A 16,018-nucleotide genomic window follows, 5' to 3' on the forward strand; every position below is an offset into this window, starting at 1 on the left:
GCGGCGACAGGGCCGTCAGCCCCTCCCCGGGGCGCCAGACACACCCTGAGCCTCTCCCGCAGCCTCAGCGCCAGTCCAGCGCCTCCGGCTCCCGCACCGGGCAGCCATTGCGGGTCAGCCGGAACCGGGCCGAGGCCTCATAGGCCGCGCGGCGCGCCCGCATGATGCCGCCCAGCGGCCGGTGCGCCTCCAGCCCGTGCCAGGGGCTGAAGGCCATGCCCTCATCCACCGCGCGGCGCGCCGCCTCGGCCCAGGCGGGCTGCGGCGGGGCGCGCAGCCGCGCGATCGGGATATAGGGGCTGACCTCCTCCGGCCATTCCACCGAGGCATCCTCGACCGGCATGGTCTCCGGATCGGTCAGCAGCTGCACCCGGACCTCCCACTCCCCGCCCTCGCGCCGCAGCACGTCATCCGCCGCCTGGCGCAGCGCGTCCGGGTCGTCGGAGACATCCACCCTCTCCCCCTGCAGCGCCCGCAGCGCCGGGGAGCTCGGCGCCACCGACAGCTTGGCCACGTAGTCGCCATGCCGCAGCGGCACCTGGCTCCAATAGGTCTCGCCCAGGATATGCGTGGTGGGGTGGCCGCCCAGGCTGCGCAGCCGGGCGCTGCCGCCGCCCACCGCCTCGGCCACCCGCTCCACCTGGCGCAGCACGGCGGAGGCCGCCTGCTTCAGCCGCGGCGCCCGGTCGGTGGTGGCGGCCAGCAGCCTCAGGCCGGAGAGGAAGGCGCGCGGATCCGGCGCCAGGAAGACCGGCGCATTGGCCAGCACGAAATCCTGCGTCGTCGCCGCCTCCGAGCCCGGCAGGCGGGCGCCCTCCACGCCCAGCACCTTCACCGCCAGGCCGCGCGGCACGCTGACGCTGTCGGCCAGCACGTCGCCCGGATTGGTGGAGAAGCGCAGCACCGCGTCATGCCGGCCGGGCTTGGCGAAGAGGCCCTGCGCCAGGGTGGGCGGCAGATGGCCCAGCACCTCCAGCTCGCCATGCAGCAGCGCATGCGCCTTGGCGTGCACGGCCCGCTCGGCATGGCCGGAATCCGCATGCACCGTCTCGCTGATCTGGCGTAGCGCCGCGACCAGCCCCGCGATGGTCTCGGCCTCGTCCGGTTCGGGGCGTTCCAGGGCGGGGTCGTAGCGGATCGGCATGGCGGGGGCGTCCTTGCAGGGGCTTCCCTGGCAAACGCCGCCCGTGCGGGGCTGTTGCTCTTGAGGGGGCTTTGCCCCCTCAAACTCCCCCAGCAGGGGACGGGGTCCCCTGCACCCGCCTTCAGTAAGGCTCCAACTGATGGGATTCCAAAGGCCTCAGGCCTTTGGTGGGGAGAGTTTGAGAGGGGCAAAGCCCCTCTCAAGACTTCAGCCGATGCGGATGATGCGCGCCAGCGCCGCCACATGCTCGGGCGGGGTCGGCGGCACGATGCCATGGCCCAGATTGAACACGAAGGGCCGGCCGCGCATCGCCGCCAGGATGGAGCGCGCCTCCGCCTCCAGCGCCGGGCCGCCGGCGACCACCGCCTGCGGGTCCAGATTGCCCTGCAGCGTGATCCCCTCCGGCACATTGGCGGCCGCCCAGCGCGGATCCATGCCGGTGTCCATGGCGACCGTCCCCACCCCCGTGCGCTGCGCATATTCCGCCAGCAGCGGGCCGGCCAGGCGCGGGAAGCCGATCAGCGGGATGTCCGGCCGCACCTTGCGGATGGCGCGGACGATGGCGTTGGTCGGCTCGATCGACCAGCGGCGGAATTGCGAGGGCGAGAGCAGGCCGGACCAGCTGTCGAACAGCATCAGCGCCTCGGCCCCCGCCTCGGCCTGGGCCAGCAGGTAATCCACCGTTCCATCCACCAGCAGGCGGATCAGCTTGCCGAACAGCGCCGGATCGGCATGCGCCATGCGCCTGGCATGGGCGAACTCGCCGCCGCCACGGCCCTCCACCATGTAGCAGGCCACCGTGAAGGGGCTGCCCGCGAAGCCGATCAGCGTCGCCTTCGGCGCCTCCCGGGCCAGGCCTTCGCGCACCCGCGCCACCGTCTCCAGGATCGGCGCGATACGGGCGCGCATCTCCTGCGGCCGCAGCGCCGCCAGGCCGTCCGCGTCGCGGATCGGGTCCAGCAGCGGGCCCTCCCCCTCGGCATAGCGCAGCCCCTGCCCCATGGCCCAGGGCAGCATCAGGATGTCGCTGAACAGGATGGCGCCATCCATGCCGTAGCGGCGCAGCGGCTGCAGCGTCACCTCCGCCGCCAGGGCCGGGTTGGTGCAGAGGCTGATGAAGTCGCCCGCCTGTGCCCGCAATTCACGATATTCGGGCAGATAGCGCCCGGCCTGGCGCATCAGCCAGAAGGGCGGGGGCCACAGCGCTTCGCCGGAGAGGGCCCGCAGCAAGGGCTTCGACGCGTTTTCCATGGCGCCCCTTTCTATGAAAAAGAGTCTTTAAGAAAGATGGGGGGCTTATAGGGCCTGTGGATAAGGGGGACGCAATCCCGTCCCGCGCTTTCCACAAACTTCTCCACAGCCCCGAATCGGGCGCAAAGCCAGCTCAAAGGCCGGTTTCCGGAGTTTTCCACCGAGTCGTGCCAGGCGATGTGCCCAAGCCTCCCCAGCCCCCTGAAAATGCGAATTCCATCCCCGATTCACGCAGGGGGGGTGGAGCGGGACGAATCTTGTCCCCAATCTCCACAGCAATCCCCGTTATCCTCCACCGGGAGAAACGCCCCTTTGCACGCCGGGAGCCGATGGCCCACCGTACCCTGAACCTGCATCTCGTCTCCGACAGCACCGGCGAGACGCTGAACTCGATCGCCCGCGCCACCCTGGCGCGGTTTCCCGACCCGCATGTGGTGCATCACCGCTGGTCCCTGGTCCGCTCCCATCTGCAGCTCGAGCAGGTGCTGGAAGGCATCAAGGCGGAGCCGGGGCCGGTGATGTTCACCCTGGTCGACCGCTCGCTGCGCCATGCGCTGGAGGGGGTGTGCCAGCAGCTCGGCCTGCCCTGCCTCTCGGTGCTGGACCCGGTGATGGACCTGTTGCAGAGCCAGATCGGCCAGCAGGCGCGGGAGAAGCGCGCCGCGCAATATGTGCTGGACGCCGACTATTTCCGCCGCATCGACGCCATGCACTACGTGCTGGCGCATGATGACGGCCAGGGCGTCGCCGGCATCGCCGAGGCCGATTGCGTCCTCGTGGGCGTCTCCCGCTCCAGCAAGACGCCGACCTGCTTCTACCTGGCCAATCGCGGCATCAAGGCGGCCAATGTGCCGATCGTGCCGACCTCGCCCCTGCCGCCGGAGCTGGAGACCCCGCCCTGCCCGGTGATCGGCCTGACCATCGACACCAATGCGCTGATCGACATCCGCCGCCACCGGCTGAAGATCATCGGCAGCGGCGGGGTGCGGCAGGACACCAATGACTATGTGGATTTCGAGGCGGTGAAGGCCGAGATCCAGGCCGCCCGCCGGCTCTGCACCAGCCGGGGCTGGCCGGTGATCGACGTCACCCGCCGCTCCATCGAGGAAACCGCCGCCACCGTGCTGCAGCTGATGGAGGCCTGGCACGCCCGACGCAGCATGGGCGCCAGCCAGGGGCCGAAGCCGGGGATGATCGGCGCGTGAGCGTGACGCTGATCCTGGCTTCCTCCTCCGAGACCCGCGCGGCGCTGCTGCGCGGCGCCGGGCTGGAGTTCGAGGCCCGCCCGGCCCGGGTGGACGAGGCCGCGCTGAAACAGGCCGCCCAGGCCGAGGCCATACCCCCCGGGGACGCCGCCATCCTGCTGGCCGAGGCCAAGGCGCAGCGCATCGCCCGCCAGGCGCCCGAGGCGGTGGTGATCGGCGCCGACCAGCTGCTGGTCTGCGAGGGGCGCTGGTACGACAAGCCCGAGGACATCGCCGCCGCCCGCGCCCAGCTGCAGGCGCTGCGCGGGCGGAGCCACACGCTGCACACCGCGACCGTCGCCTGGCGCGGCGGCCAGCGCATCTGGCAGCATCTGGCGACGCCGCGCCTGACCATGCGCGGTTTCTCCGACGCCTTCCTGGAGCGCTATCTGGCGGCGGAGGGCGAGGCGGTGACCTGGTCGGTCGGCGCCTACCGGCTGGAAGGGCTGGGGGTGCAGCTGTTCCGCGACATCCAGGGCGAGCACAGCGCCATACTGGGCCTGCCGCTGCTGCCCCTGCTGGGCTTCCTGCGGCAGCACGGGGTGCTGGAGGAGTGAAAACTGGGGAGGCTTTGCCTCCCCAGACCCCTCCACCGGGGGGACAGGGTCCCCCCGGACCCCGCCAACTGTTCGCGGGGTCCGGGGTGGCCGTGCCACCCCGGCGGGGTGCAGGGGCAGCGCCCCTGCCCTGTCACCCGAGCAACCGCCCAATCACCCGCGCCGTGTAATCCACCACCGGGATCACCCGGCCGTAATTGATGCGCGTGGGCCCGATGACGCCGATGGCGCCGACGATCTGCTCCTGCCCGTCGCGGAAGGGTGCGACCACCATCGACAGCCCGGCGCTGCTGAACAGCCCCGATTCGGCGCCGATGAAGATCTGCACCCCCTGGCCGCGCTGGGCCAGCTCCAGCAGGCGCAGCATGGTCTCCTGCGCCTCCAGCCGCTCGAACAGCGCCTGGATCTCCTGCAGCCGGGCGATCTGGTCGACATTCTCCAGCAGCCGCGCCTGGCCGCGCAGGATCAGCGAACCGCCGCCACCGCCCGCCCAGGTGGCCAGACCCTGCTCCACCATCTGCTGCGTCAGCGCGTCCAGCGCGGTGCGGTTGGCCTGGATCTCCTCCGCCACCACGCCGCGCGTCTCCTCCAGCGTGCGGCCGGAGAGGCGGGCATTGAGGAAGTTGCTGGCCTGGGTGAAGGCGCTGGGCGGCAGGCCCGGCGGCACCTCGATGACGCGGTTCTCCACCTGGCCATGCGCGTTCACCAGCACCACCAGGGCGCGGCCGGGGGAGAGGGCGACGAATTCGATGTGGCGGATGGCGGCCTCGGTCTTGGGCGCCACCACCAGACCGGCGGCGCCGGCCAGGCCGGAGAGCATCTGCCCGGCCTCGGACAGCGTCTCTCCTCCATGCTGCGGCCGGCGGCGGCGCAGCGGATGGCGATGGCCTCGCGGTCCTCCTCCGACAAATCGCCGAATTCCAGCAGCCCGTCGACGAAGAGCCGCAGCCCCTGCTCGGTCGGCAGCCGCCCGGCCGAGGTGTGCGGCGCATAGAGCAGCCCCGCCTCTTCCAGGTCGGCCATGGCGTTGCGGATGGTGGCGGGCGAGAGCGTCAGCGGCAGCCGGCGGGAGAGGGTGCGCGAGCCCACCGGCTCCCCCGTCTCGACATACATCTCGACCACCTGGCGCAGGATGGCGGCGCCGCGGCTGTCCAGCCCCGGCAGGCCGGAGCGGCCGATGCGGCCGGTGAACAGGGGGGAGGCGCCTCCCAGAGGAGCCTGGCCGAGCGCTGCATGGCCGAGGCCATTCAGTCCCTGTGCCGCCGCGCCTTTGGCGCCGATGCCCTTCGCCAAGTCCCGTTGCCCCTTCATGACGATCACGTTCGGTCAAAAACCAGCTTCACGCCACCAGCTCAAGCACGCGTGACCCTGAAAAATCCGGCTTTGCCCTGATCTTGTCACGGGCCGACACATCATGGCCATGAACGCGTTGCACGTCTCTCTAATGGTGTGCCGCAGGGCGCGAACAAGCGCGGAGGGGCTCATGAGGGATATGACCGGATCGCGGCTCTGGCCGCTGGCGCTGATGGGGTGGCTCGCCGCCTATCCGCCGGTGGGCAAGGACGCCCGTGCCGAAGCCATGCCGGGCTTCGAGGAGCCGGAAACGACACGCTGCCGCGCCGAGGGCGAGCGCACCGCCTGGCTGCGCGCCGCCCGGCAACGCTACGCCGCCATGCCCGCCGAGGAGCGCGCGGCGCTGCGCCAGGCCCGCCGGGCGGAGCTCCGTGCGTGAACCCGACCACGCTCGGCTTCCTGGCGGTGCTGATGATCTTCGCCCTGGGCGCCACGCTCGCCGGGCTGCTGATGGACCGCGCCGCGCGCCGCCCCGGCACCGCGGCCGGGGGTGCTGGTGGCGGCGGTGCTGTTCCTCTCCTGGGGCGGCGCCCTGCTGCTGGCCGACTAGGCCCTGCCCGGCCAGCGGAAGACCCGGCCAGGCCGCCGGGACGGTTCCGCTGGCCGGGCAGGCGCCCCCCGGACAGCTGCCCGCGTCCAGGCTGCCTCGGCAGCCGCCATGCCGCGCCTCAGCGCCCGCCGGGCAGCGCCGCCAGCAGGCTGCGGATGCGCGGCAACGCCTCCGCCTGCTGGTCCAGCCGGTAGGAGCAGCGCAGCCCGCGCAGCCGCTCCCCCTCCGGCCACAGCGCCAGCACCGCGCCCAGCTGCGCGCGCGAGGAGCGCAGCGCCGCCCGGCCCAGCGCCACCTCGCGCCGCCCGGCGCTCTCGATGGCGAAGCCGGAAAGCGGCTCGTCGCGCAGATCGCCGGGGCCGAGGATGTCGCGCCGCTCCTGCCCCAGCCGCGCGGAGAGCCAATAGCCCATCTGCCCCAGCGGCGCCCGCTGCGGGTCGGTCAGCTCCGTCAGGGTCGGCGGGCCGCCCGGCGCGGCGGCGGTGCGGAAGCCGGTGCAGGAAAGGCTGCCCTGGGCGCAGCCCTCCCCGGTGCAGCGCAGCGCCCAATCCTCGGTGATGCCGCCGCTGCTCTGCGCCAGCCGCTCGGCGCTCCACCCGGGCAGGCGCGGCGGCGCCGGCTGCGCGAGGGCGGCGCCGGCCAGCAGCATTGGCGCGAGCAGCAGGGCGGTGGCGGTCAGGCGGTGGCGCATGGCGGCATCCCGGCAAGGTCGGGCGCAGCTTTCCCTGCCCCGGCGCCGCTGTGAAGCGCGTTTCAGCCCCCGGCGGGGGGCCGCCGCGTCACGAAATCCAGCGCGCAGGAGAGGTGGTAGAGGCTGCTGGCCGGCGCCGGCTCCTCACTCAGCCTGCCATCGGGGAGGCGCCGCTCATGCCACAGCCCGTCCGGGCGCAGATAGGGCGCGATCGCGGCCATTGCCGCGCGCAGCGGTGCATCCCCCGCCAGCGCCGCCGATTTCAGCCGCTCCGCCTGCGGCCAGAGCCGCGCGGCCTCCGACAGCGGCGCGCCATCCGGCGCCACCGCGTCGCGCAAGGGGCCGGCGGGCAGCGGGCCGAAGCGCTCGGCGAAATCCCGCAGCGCCGCCGCCTGGGCGGGTGCTGCGTGCCGGCCGGCCAGCCGCGCATGCCAGTCCAGCAGCCAGACCCATTCGCAGTGATGGCCGGGCTCGACCGGGCCGGGCAGCGGCTTCAGATCGTCATCCAGCAGCTCCACCAGCGTGCCGGTGGCGGGCTCGAGGAAATGCGCGCGGAACAGCGCCACCAGCCGGTGGGCGCCCTCCAGGAACCGCGCCTCGCCGAAGGCCTCGGCCGCGGCCAGCCGCGCCTCCAGCAGATGCATATGCGGGTTCTGCCGGCGCGGCAGGCTGGGCGGCAGGCTTTCCAGATAGCCGCCGCTGGCATGGCCCAGCCGGTGGATGACGTAATCATCCACCTCCAGCGCCAGGGCCCGCAGCGGCGCCGCCGGCAGCACCGCGCTGGCGGCGGAGAGCGCCAGCAGCACGAAGGCATGATCGTAGAGGTCGCGCCGCGCATCCAGCACCCGCCCATCCAGGCCGAAGCGCCAGGCATAGCCGCCATCCGCCTGCCGGGCGGTGCGGCGCAGGAAATCGATGCCGAGCTCCACCGCCTCCGCCGCGCGCGGCAGCCCGTGGCGATGCGCCAAAGCGAAGCTGTAGACCTGCCGTGTCACGACGCGCAGCCGGCGGAACTCCGCCGTGCAGTGCTTTCCGTCCAGCGTCAGATGCTCGTGGAAGGCGCGGCGCTGCCAGTCGACACCATGGGCCAGCCAGCAGGGCCAGGCTTTCCGGGTGAGCCAGTCCCAGAGATCGGTTGGCGCCAGGTCGCTTTGCACCCGACCGGACTACTCTCTTCGCCGTGCCGCAGCAACCGGGGCCGGCCGAGGGGGCCGGCCCCTTGCTGGCGTCACAGCGCCCCGGCGGGCTTCAGATAGGTGCCGTCGACCAGCCGGCTGTAGCGGTAGGAATGCGCATCGACGATCGGCGTGTCGCCGCTGACGATGTCGGCCGCCAGCCGCCCCGCCGCGGGCCCGATGCCGAAGCCATGGCCGCTGAAGCCGGTGGCCAGGAAGAAGCCCGGATGCCCCTCCACCGGGGAGATCACCGGCACCGCATCCGGCGTCGAATCGATCGAGCCCGCCCAGGCCTCGGCGCAGCCGATGCCGGCGAGCGACGGATAGGCCGCGCGCAGCATGCCCAGCGCCTCCTCCACCAGCGTCATGTCGGGCGAGGGGTCGAGCACGCGGGTGCGCTCGAAAGGCGTCTCGCTGTCGAAGGACCAGGAGGCGCCCTGGAACAGCTCGGTGACGAAGCTGGAGCCCATGCGGATCTTCAGCTTGGCGGCACGCTGCTTGAAGGTGGGCCAGAATTGCCGCGCATAGCGCAGCCCGTCCGGCGTCAGCTCCAGCCGCCCGCGGCCGCGCAGCGCCACGGTGTAGCCGCCATCCTCCCGCCGCCGGATGCAATAGCCCGGCGTGCCCAGCGCGCCCTCGCGGATCACCGGCGCGGCGGTGGTGCGGAAGGCGGTGCCGATCACCATGGCCTGCGGCAGGGTGATGCCGTGGCGCCGGCAGAACAGGGTCGACCAGGCGCCGCCGGCCAGCAGCACGGCCTGTGTGCGGATGCGGCCCTTCTCGGTCACCACCGCGTCGATGGCGCCGCCCTTGGTCTCCATGCCGCGCGCCGCGCAGTTCTGGAACAGCTTCACGCCCAGCCGCCGCGCCGCCGCCGCCAGGGCCGGTGCCGCCATCGAGGGTTCGGCGCGCCCGTCGCTCGGCGTCTCCATGCCGCCCAGCCAGCCCTCGGTGCTGTCGGGCAGGCGCTCGCGCACCTCGGCCGCGCTCAGCATGTGGCTGTGCACCTGCATCTGCCGGGCGTCATTGGCCCAGCGCTCCCAGCCGGCCAGCTCCTTCTGGTCCTTGGTGACCCAGAGCACGCCCTTGCGGCGGAAGCCGAGATCGGCGCCGATCTCCTCATGCAGCCCGCCCCACATCTCCAGGCTGGCGCGCGCCAGCGGGATCTCGTGCCGGTCGCGGCCCTGCTGGCGGCACCAGCCCCAGTTGCGGCTGGATTGCTCGGCGCCGACATGGCCCTTCTCGATCAGCGCGACCGAATGGCCCTTCTTCGCCAGGTGATAGGCGGCGGCGACGCCGATGATGCCGGCGCCGATGACCACGACATCGACGGCCTCCGGCAGCGTCTCGTCGCTGGCGATGCGGTCCACGGGAGGCGACATGGCGGATGTCCTTGGCGGCTGGGTCGGAAGGAATCGCGGCGCTCAGGCCGCGGGCAGGCTGGCCTGCAGCACGATATCGTCGCGGATGCAGGCGGTGAAATGGCCGGGCCCGACCGCGCGCAGCGGCGGCACCGCTTCGGCGCATGCATCGCGGGCGAAGCGGCAGCGCGTGCGGAAGGCGCAGCCCGAGGGGCGGGTTCAGCGGCGAGGGGATGTCCCCCTGCAGGATCACCCGCCCCGATCCGCGCCGCAGCGTCGGGTCCGGCACGGGCGCGGCGGAGAACAGCGCCTCGGTATAGGGATGGCGCGGATTGCGGAACAGCGCGCCGGTCTCGGCGATCTCCACCACCCGGCCGAGATACATCACCGCGATGCGGTCGGAGATATGCCCCACCACCGCCAGATCATGCGCGATGAACAGGATGGTCAGGCCGAGTTTTTCTTTCAGTTCCAGAAGGAGATTCACCACCTGCGCCTGGATCGACACGTCCAGCGCCGAGACCGGCTCATCCGCCACCAGGAAGCTGGGCTTCATGATCAGCGCCCGCGCGATGCCGACGCGCTGGCGCTGCCCGCCCGACAGCTCATGCGGGTGCCGCTCCGCATGATGCGGCTGCAGCCCGACCAGGCGCAGCATCTCCGCCACGCGCTCCCGCCGCTCCGCCCGGCTGACGCCGCCCTGGATGATCAGCGGCGTCGCCACGATGCGCTCCACGCTCATGCGCGGATTCAGCGAGGCGAAGGGGTCCTGGAACACCAGCTGCATCCGCCGCCGCAGCGGCCGCAGCGCGCGCCGCGACAGATGCGTGATGTCCTGGCCCTCGAAGCGGATGGCGCCGCCGCTGGGCTCGGTCAGCCGCAGCAGCGTGCGGCCGAGCGTCGTCTTGCCGGAGCCGGATTCGCCCACCACGGAGAGGATCTCGCCGGGGGTCACCGCGAAGGAGACACCGTCCAGCGCCTTCACCAGCTTCTGGCCACGGCCGAACAAGCCGCCACCCACCGGGAAATGCTTCTGCAGGTCGCTGACTTCGAGAAGCGGGGTCATACCAGGGGCTCCGCCGGCCGGGGGGACAGGGTCCCCCCGGACCCCGCCATCAGTTCAGTCGCGACCTGCTGCCAGCGCAGGCAACGGATCTGACGGTCATCCTCGGTGGTCTCCAGCATGGGCGCCGTCTGGTCGCATTCTCCCGCCCGGAAAAAATCGCAGCGCGGGTGGAAGGCGCAGCCGGGCGGCGGGTGGCGCGGATCCGGCACATTGCCGCGGATCGCGGGCAAGGCGCCGGCGCGGCGGCCGGCCAGCTCCAGCCGGGGGACGGAACGCAGCAGCCCCTGGGTGTAGGGCATCAGCGGCTGGCGGAAGAGCGGCACCACATCCGCCTGCTCCACCACCCGCCCCGCATACATCACCATCACCCGGTCGGCGATCTCCGCCACCACGCCCAGATTGTGCGTGATGAAGATCACCGCCATGCCGGTCCGCTCCTGCAGCCGCCGCAGCAGGTCGAGGATCTGCGCCTGGATGGTGACGTCGAGCGCGGTGGTCGGCTCATCGGCGATCAGCACCGAAGGCTCGCAGGACAGCGCCATGGCGATCATCGCCCGCTGCCGCATGCCGCCCGACAGCTGGTGCGGATAGGCCGAAAGCCGCTGGCGGGGGGAGGGGATGCCGACCAGCTCCAGGAGCCGCGCCGCCTCGTCCTCCGCCGCGCGCTGCGGCATCGGCCGGTGCAGCCGGATCGTCTCGGTGATCTGCGCGCCGATCGTCTTCACCGGGTTCAGCGAGGTCATCGGCTCCTGGAACACCATGGAGAGCTGGTTGCCGCGCACCGCGCGCATCGCGGGCTCCGGCAGGCTCAGCAGTTCCTGCATCGCGCCATCCGCGCCGCGCAGCCGGATGCTGCCCGAGACGGTGCAGAGCGGCGGCTTCGGCAGCAGCCGCATCAGCGCCAGCGAGGTGACGCTCTTGCCCGAGCCGCTCTCCCCCACCATCGCCAGTGTCTCGCCGCGCTTCAGGGTGAAGGAGACATCGCTGACCGCCGCGGCCTCCCCGCCATGGGTGCGGAAGCGGATGGCGAGATTCTCGACCTCCAGCAGCGTGTCATCCATCAATGGCTGTCCATCCGCGGGTCCAGCGCGTCGCGCAGCCCGTCGCCGAGGAAGTTGAAGCTGGTGACGGCGAGCGTGATCAGCAGCCCGGGCAGGATGGCCAGCCAGGGCGCGCTGGTCAGGTAGATCTGCGCATTGTTCAGCATGTTGCCCCAGCTCGCGACCGGCGGCTGGATGCCGTAGCCCAGGAAGCTGACATAGCTCTCCAGCAGGATCGCCTTGGCGACGTTCAGCGTGGCGCTGACCACGATGGGTGCGACCGCATTCGGCACCAGCTCGCGGAACACGATATAGCCATCCGATGCGCCCAGCGCCTCGGCGGCGGTGGCGAAGTCGCGCTCGCGCAGGGCGCGGATCTGCGCCTCGACGATGCGCGCCACATCCATCCAGGCGGTGGCGGCGATCAGCAGGGTGATGGAGGCCACGCCCGGCTCGACCAGCGCGGCCAGCGCCAGCAGCAGGAAGATGGTGGGGAAGCACAGCACGGCATCGACGAAGCGCATCAGCGCCGCGCCCACCGCGCCGCCATAATAGCCGGCGATGGCGCCGACGCTGATGCCGATCACCATGCTGATCGCCATGGCGGCGAAGCCGACGGCCAGCGAAATGCGCCCGCCCATCATCAGCCGCGCCAGCATGTCGCGGCCCAGCTCATCCGTGCCCAGCACATGCGCGCCGGAAAAGGGCGGCGCGAAGCGCTGCATGATGTCGATATAGGTGTCGTCGTAAGGGATCAGATAGGGGCCGGCCACGCTGCCGAACAGCAGGATGGCGATGATCGCCGCCCCCAGCATCGCCAGCCTGTGCCGGCGGAAGCGCCGCCAGGCGGTGTTGCGCGGCGGCAGGGCTTCCGCCACGGGCAGGGTGATCGCGTCGGTGGTGCTGCTCATCGCCCGCCCCTCAGCCCAGCCGGATGCGCGGATCGGCCACCGCATAGAGCATGTCGGCCAGCAGATTGCCGATCAGCACCAGGCTGGCCGAGAACATCAGGATGCCCATCACCACCGGGTAGTCGCGGTATTCGATGGAATCGAGGAACAGCCTGCCCATGCCCGGCCAGGTGAACACCGTCTCGGTCACCAGCGCGCCGCCCAGCAGGGTTGGCAATTGCAGCCCGGCCACCGTGATCATCGGCAGCAGCGCGTTGCGGAAGGCGTGTCCCGACAGCACGCGCCATTCCGGCAGCCCCTTGGCCCGCGCGGTGCGGATATAGTCCTGGTTGATGACGTCGAGCATGGAGGAGCGCATGAAGCGGCTCCAGATCGCCGTCTCCACCAGCGCCAGCACCAGGGCCGGCGCGATCAGATGGTGGATCATGTCGAGCAGCGAGCCATCGCCGATGGTCTGCCGGTTGCCGGCCGGCAGCCAGCCGAGTTCCACCGAGAAGATGAAGATGGCGACGAGGCCGAACCAGAAGGTCGGGATCGACAGCGCCACCATGGCGCCGATGGTGGCGAGATAATCGAACACCGAATAGCGGCGGATGGCGCCCAGCACACCGATCCAGCAGCCCAGCAGCACGGCGATCAGCGTCGCCGTCAGCATCAGCTCCAGCGTCGCGCCGAGATGCGAGGAGATGATGTGCAGCACTGGCTGGCTGTCGCGGTAGGAGATGCCCCAATTGCCGCCCAGCATGCGCCACAGCCATTCGGCATATTGCACCGGCAGCGGGCGATCCAGGCCGAGCTGCGCCGCGATGCGGTCCAGATCCTCCTGCGACATGTTGGAGCCCATGGCGTATTGCGCCATCGGCCCGCCCGGCGCCAGGTGCAGGATGGCGAAGCCGATCATCGACACCAGCAGCAGCAGCAGCAGCGCCTGCCCCAGCCGGCGGACCAGATAGGACCCCATCGGGCTCAGCCCCCTCCGTGCCGCCTCACGCCCAGTACCATTCGCGGATGTTCCAGCAATTGGAGGAGGTGTTGATGTTCGGCCGGAAGCCGATGAGGTTGTCCTTCACCCCCTCGACCAGCGCCTGCTGGAAGATCGGCAGGATCGCCAGTTCCTCGCGGATGATGCGCTGGATGCGGCCATAGGTGGCGCGCCGCGCCGCCTGGTCGAACTGCATCGCGCCGCGCTCCAGCAGCGCATCCACCTCGGCATTCTCGAACTGGAAGGTGTTCTGGCCGCGCCCGCCCTTGGCCGGGATCGCCTTGCTGCTGAAGCGCGGCGTCACATCGGGGTCGGAGCCCAGCATGTAGTTCACGCTGACCATCACCGAGTTGAATTTCGACATCTGCCAGAACTCACCCCAGATCACGGCGGCCGGCATGTTCTGCACCCGCATCGCGGCGCCGATGCCGCGCCAATCCTGCATCAGCAGCTGCTGCGCCTGCTCGCGCACCGGATTGCCGACGGTGGTGGAGTTGGTGAATTCCAGCCGCACGCCGCCCTTGGCGCGGACCCCGTCGCTGCCGCGCTGCCAGCCGGCGGCGTCCAGGATCTCATTCGCCTTGGCCGGGTTGTGCTCATGCGCCGGCAGATCGGGGTTGATCGCCCAGGATTGCCGCGGCAGGAAGCTCTCGCTCGGCGTCGGCAGCCCGTAATACAGGACGTCGATCAGCGCCTTCTTGTTCATGCCGAGATACAGCGCCTGTCGCACCGCCTTGTCGGCCAGCGCCGGGAAGCCGAGATTGGGCGCGATGCTCTCGATCGAGGCGGTCGGGTTCACATGCACCTTGCGGCCGCGCAGCGCCTGCGCCTCGCGCGCGAAATTCGGGCTGATGCCGGCGATGCCGGTATAGTCCACCTGGCCGGTGCGGAACTGCGTGTACATCACCGTCAGGTCCGGGATGTACTTGAACACCAACCGCTCCAGATACGGCCCCGTGCCGTGATAGGCGGTGTTGGCGGTGAGCTGGATGTTGTCGCCCGGCTGCCGGCTGCCCCAGCGGAACGGCCCGGTGCCGATCGGCGCCGTGTGGAAGGGCGCGCTGTTCGGGTCCGCCACCTTTTCCAGCGCGTGCTTCGGCACGATGAAGGTCAGCGACAGGATCGAGAGATAGGGCGCGTAGGGCGCCTCCATCTGCCAGCGGATCTCGGTGGGGGAGACCACGCGGATCTCCTTGACCAGGCTGTGGCCGACCCGGTTGCGCACGCGGAAATTCGGGTTGTTGATCAGCTCCAGGCTGAACTTCACATCCTCGGCCGTGAAGGGCGTGCCGTCATGCCAGGTGACGCCGCTGCGCAGCTTCACCGTCCAGGACAGGCCATCCTCGGAAATGCCACCATTCTCCTGCGTCGGCATCTCGGCGGCGAGATCGGGGACGAAATTCCCCTCCGGGTCGATATACCAGAGCGTGCTGAACAGGTTCCACCAGACGCCCTGGTCGACCTCGATGCCCGGCATCAGCGGGTGGAACACCGTGGGTTCCTGCGACAGACCCACCACCACCTGGCCGCGCGGCCGCTCCGGCGGGCGGGCGGCCGGCCGGCCCTGCGCCCGCGCGCCCGCGGTGCCGAGCGCCAGCACCGCCCCCGCGCCGCCGCCGATGGCGAACAGGCCGCGCCGCGTCGGCGCCAGGATGCGCTGCCAGCGCGCCCAGGATTCATCGTGAGTCATGGTCCCGTCTCCCGCTCGAACGGCCGCGCGGCGGGCATTGCGCCCACCACCGCCAGGCACCGCATCGGCTTTTCCCCGTGACCCCGGTTTTCATTGGGGTCAAAATTCTTGCCTTGATGTTCACGCCCATGAAAGCTGGATGTCAACCGCCTTGTGCGCCGGCACGAAGGCTGACACAGCCAGCGCCCCGCCCCATCTCGAAGGGCACGGCAGGAGGATGCGCATGACGGATGAGCCAGGCAGCGTGACGGCCGAGGCAGCCCTGCCCGCCCTGGTGCTGGATGACGGCGCCAGCGACCGCCGCCTGGGCGAAAGCGTCCGGCTGCTGCGGCAGCGCATGGGCCTGTCGATCCAGGAACTCGGCCGCCGCACCGGCCTGTCCATCGGCATGATCAGCCAGCTGGAGCGCGGCCTCGCCACCCCCTCGGTGCGCACGCTGCGGCTGCTCAGCCTGGCGCTGCAGGTGCCGATCTCCTTCTTCTTCGAGGAGCGGCCCGAAGGCCCGGCGCCGCGCTACATTGTCCGCCGCGGCCAGCGCCGCCTGCTGCGGCTGACTCCCTCCGGCGTGCTGAAGGAATCACTGGCCCCCGACGCGCCGGGGCAGATGGAGATGTATGAGCTGACGCTCAGCGCCGGCGGCTCCTCCGGCGCGGATTTCGTCAAGCACCAGGGGGAAAAGGCCGGCTACGTGCTCTCCGGCACGCTGCGCCTCTGGCTCGACCACGAGGCGCATCTGCTGGAGGAAGGCGACAGCTTCCGCTTCCCCAGCACCGTGCCCCACATGTTCGACAACCCGACCGATACGCCGACGCGCATCGTCTGGATCACCATGCCCAGCGCGGGGGCCTAGAAACAGAAAAAGGCCTGGGGGAATGAATTCCCCAGACCCCCATCTTTTTTCTGTCAGGCTGCCGCCGTCTGGCCGAGAGGCGGGCCGCTTCACTGGGCCGGAGCGACCCGGCGCAGCGCAGCGACCGTCGTCTCACCCATGACCGGCAGTTTT

General features: G+C 71.0%; 13 protein-coding genes and 2 pseudogenes. 4 read left to right on the forward strand and 11 right to left on the reverse strand.

From position 1 onward, the window contains the following. Positions 1–64: 64 nt before the first annotated feature. Both QE401_RS17570 and hemE read right to left on the reverse strand, forming a co-directional pair. Positions 65–1,144, reverse strand: a complete 1,080-nt coding sequence (locus QE401_RS17570; RefSeq protein WP_307139429.1) for a catalase family protein — start codon at positions 1,142–1,144, stop codon at positions 65–67. A 207-nt stretch (positions 1,145–1,351) separates the two neighbouring features. Then, entirely contained in the window at positions 1,352–2,395 is a 1,044-nt protein-coding gene (gene hemE, locus QE401_RS17575) for a uroporphyrinogen decarboxylase (RefSeq protein WP_307139430.1), read from the reverse strand. Positions 2,396–2,724: 329 nt separating this feature from the next. On the opposite strand from hemE, the gene QE401_RS17580 reads away from it, so the two are divergent. Then, complete coding sequence (locus tag QE401_RS17580) at positions 2,725–3,600, forward strand: pyruvate, water dikinase regulatory protein (RefSeq protein ID WP_307139431.1); 876 nt, start codon at positions 2,725–2,727, stop codon at positions 3,598–3,600. Continuing rightward, complete coding sequence (locus QE401_RS17585) at positions 3,597–4,196, forward strand: Maf family protein (protein ID WP_307139432.1); 600 nt, start codon at positions 3,597–3,599, stop codon at positions 4,194–4,196. Before QE401_RS17580 ends, QE401_RS17585 begins: the two co-directional genes overlap by 4 nt. Positions 4,197–4,329: 133 nt before the next feature. Here the strand turns inward: QE401_RS17585 and hrcA are convergent. Next, positions 4,330–5,309, reverse strand: a pseudogene (gene hrcA, locus QE401_RS17590) (heat-inducible transcriptional repressor HrcA). Between the two features lie 370 nt (positions 5,310–5,679). Here hrcA and QE401_RS17595 point away from each other — a divergent pair. Continuing rightward, the gene (locus QE401_RS17595) at positions 5,680–5,928 is read left to right on the forward strand and encodes a hypothetical protein (RefSeq protein ID WP_307139433.1); all 249 of its coding nucleotides are present in this window, start codon (positions 5,680–5,682) and stop codon (positions 5,926–5,928) included. A gap of 289 nt (positions 5,929–6,217) precedes the next feature. Here QE401_RS17595 and QE401_RS17600 read toward each other — a convergent pair whose 3' ends face one another. The 8 genes and pseudogenes from QE401_RS17600 to QE401_RS17640 all read right to left on the reverse strand — a co-directional run bounded on the left by QE401_RS17600 (position 6,218) and on the right by QE401_RS17640 (position 15,015). Then, positions 6,218–6,790, reverse strand: coding sequence for a hypothetical protein (locus QE401_RS17600; RefSeq protein ID WP_307139434.1), 573 nt, complete (start codon positions 6,788–6,790; stop codon positions 6,218–6,220). Positions 6,791–6,852: 62 nt separating this feature from the next. Continuing rightward, positions 6,853–7,947: an AGE family epimerase/isomerase gene (locus tag QE401_RS17605; RefSeq protein WP_307139435.1), complete on the reverse strand. Its 1,095-nt coding sequence runs from the start codon at positions 7,945–7,947 to the stop codon at positions 6,853–6,855. 71 nt (positions 7,948–8,018) lie between these two features. Then, positions 8,019–9,347: an NAD(P)/FAD-dependent oxidoreductase gene (locus tag QE401_RS17610; RefSeq protein WP_307139436.1), complete on the reverse strand. Its 1,329-nt coding sequence runs from the start codon at positions 9,345–9,347 to the stop codon at positions 8,019–8,021. Positions 9,348–9,389: 42 nt separating this feature from the next. Then, positions 9,390–10,392: pseudogene (locus QE401_RS17620) on the reverse strand (ABC transporter ATP-binding protein). After that, complete coding sequence (locus QE401_RS17625) at positions 10,389–11,453, reverse strand: ABC transporter ATP-binding protein (protein WP_307139437.1); 1,065 nt, start codon at positions 11,451–11,453, stop codon at positions 10,389–10,391. Before QE401_RS17625 ends, QE401_RS17620 begins: the two are co-directional and overlap by 4 nt. Beyond that, a complete protein-coding gene (locus QE401_RS17630) occupies positions 11,453–12,343 on the reverse strand; it encodes an ABC transporter permease (protein ID WP_307139438.1) in 891 nt (296 codons plus the stop codon). Before QE401_RS17630 ends, QE401_RS17625 begins: the two co-directional genes overlap by 1 nt. A gap of 10 nt (positions 12,344–12,353) precedes the next feature. Next, the gene (locus tag QE401_RS17635; protein ID WP_307139439.1) at positions 12,354–13,304 is read right to left on the reverse strand and encodes an ABC transporter permease; all 951 of its coding nucleotides are present in this window, start codon (positions 13,302–13,304) and stop codon (positions 12,354–12,356) included. Positions 13,305–13,329: 25 nt separating this feature from the next. Then, the gene (locus tag QE401_RS17640; protein WP_307139440.1) at positions 13,330–15,015 is read right to left on the reverse strand and encodes a peptide ABC transporter substrate-binding protein; all 1,686 of its coding nucleotides are present in this window, start codon (positions 15,013–15,015) and stop codon (positions 13,330–13,332) included. Between the two features lie 223 nt (positions 15,016–15,238). Between QE401_RS17640 and QE401_RS17645 the strand changes: the two genes are divergently transcribed. Next, positions 15,239–15,865 (forward strand): helix-turn-helix domain-containing protein, encoded by a 627-nt coding sequence (locus QE401_RS17645; RefSeq protein ID WP_307139441.1) that lies wholly within the window; start codon positions 15,239–15,241, stop codon positions 15,863–15,865. The last annotated feature ends 153 nt before the right edge of the window (positions 15,866–16,018 follow it).

This window comes from Pseudoroseomonas cervicalis (assembly GCF_030818485.1).
GTDB lineage: Bacteria > Pseudomonadota > Alphaproteobacteria > Acetobacterales > Acetobacteraceae > Pseudoroseomonas > Pseudoroseomonas cervicalis_A.

Bases quoted from the DNA above. Each gene is read 5' to 3' on its own strand.
- hemE (WP_307139430.1), bottom strand. From the start codon at position 2,395: ATGGAAAACGCGTCGAAGCCCTTGCTGCGGGCCCTCTCCGGCGAAGCG.
- QE401_RS17630 (WP_307139438.1), bottom strand. From the start codon at position 12,343: ATGAGCAGCACCACCGACGCGATCACCCTGCCCGTGGCGGAAGCCCTG.
- QE401_RS17580 (WP_307139431.1), top strand. From the start codon at position 2,725: ATGGCCCACCGTACCCTGAACCTGCATCTCGTCTCCGACAGCACCGGC.
- QE401_RS17625 (WP_307139437.1), bottom strand. From the start codon at position 11,453: ATGGATGACACGCTGCTGGAGGTCGAGAATCTCGCCATCCGCTTCCGC.
- QE401_RS17600 (WP_307139434.1), bottom strand. From the start codon at position 6,790: ATGCGCCACCGCCTGACCGCCACCGCCCTGCTGCTCGCGCCAATGCTG.
- QE401_RS17595 (WP_307139433.1), top strand. From the start codon at position 5,680: ATGAGGGATATGACCGGATCGCGGCTCTGGCCGCTGGCGCTGATGGGG.
- QE401_RS17610 (WP_307139436.1), bottom strand. From the start codon at position 9,347: ATGTCGCCTCCCGTGGACCGCATCGCCAGCGACGAGACGCTGCCGGAG.
- QE401_RS17570 (WP_307139429.1), bottom strand. From the start codon at position 1,144: ATGCCGATCCGCTACGACCCCGCCCTGGAACGCCCCGAACCGGACGAG.
- QE401_RS17635 (WP_307139439.1), bottom strand. From the start codon at position 13,304: ATGGGGTCCTATCTGGTCCGCCGGCTGGGGCAGGCGCTGCTGCTGCTG.
- QE401_RS17645 (WP_307139441.1), top strand. From the start codon at position 15,239: ATGACGGATGAGCCAGGCAGCGTGACGGCCGAGGCAGCCCTGCCCGCC.
- QE401_RS17640 (WP_307139440.1), bottom strand. From the start codon at position 15,015: ATGACTCACGATGAATCCTGGGCGCGCTGGCAGCGCATCCTGGCGCCG.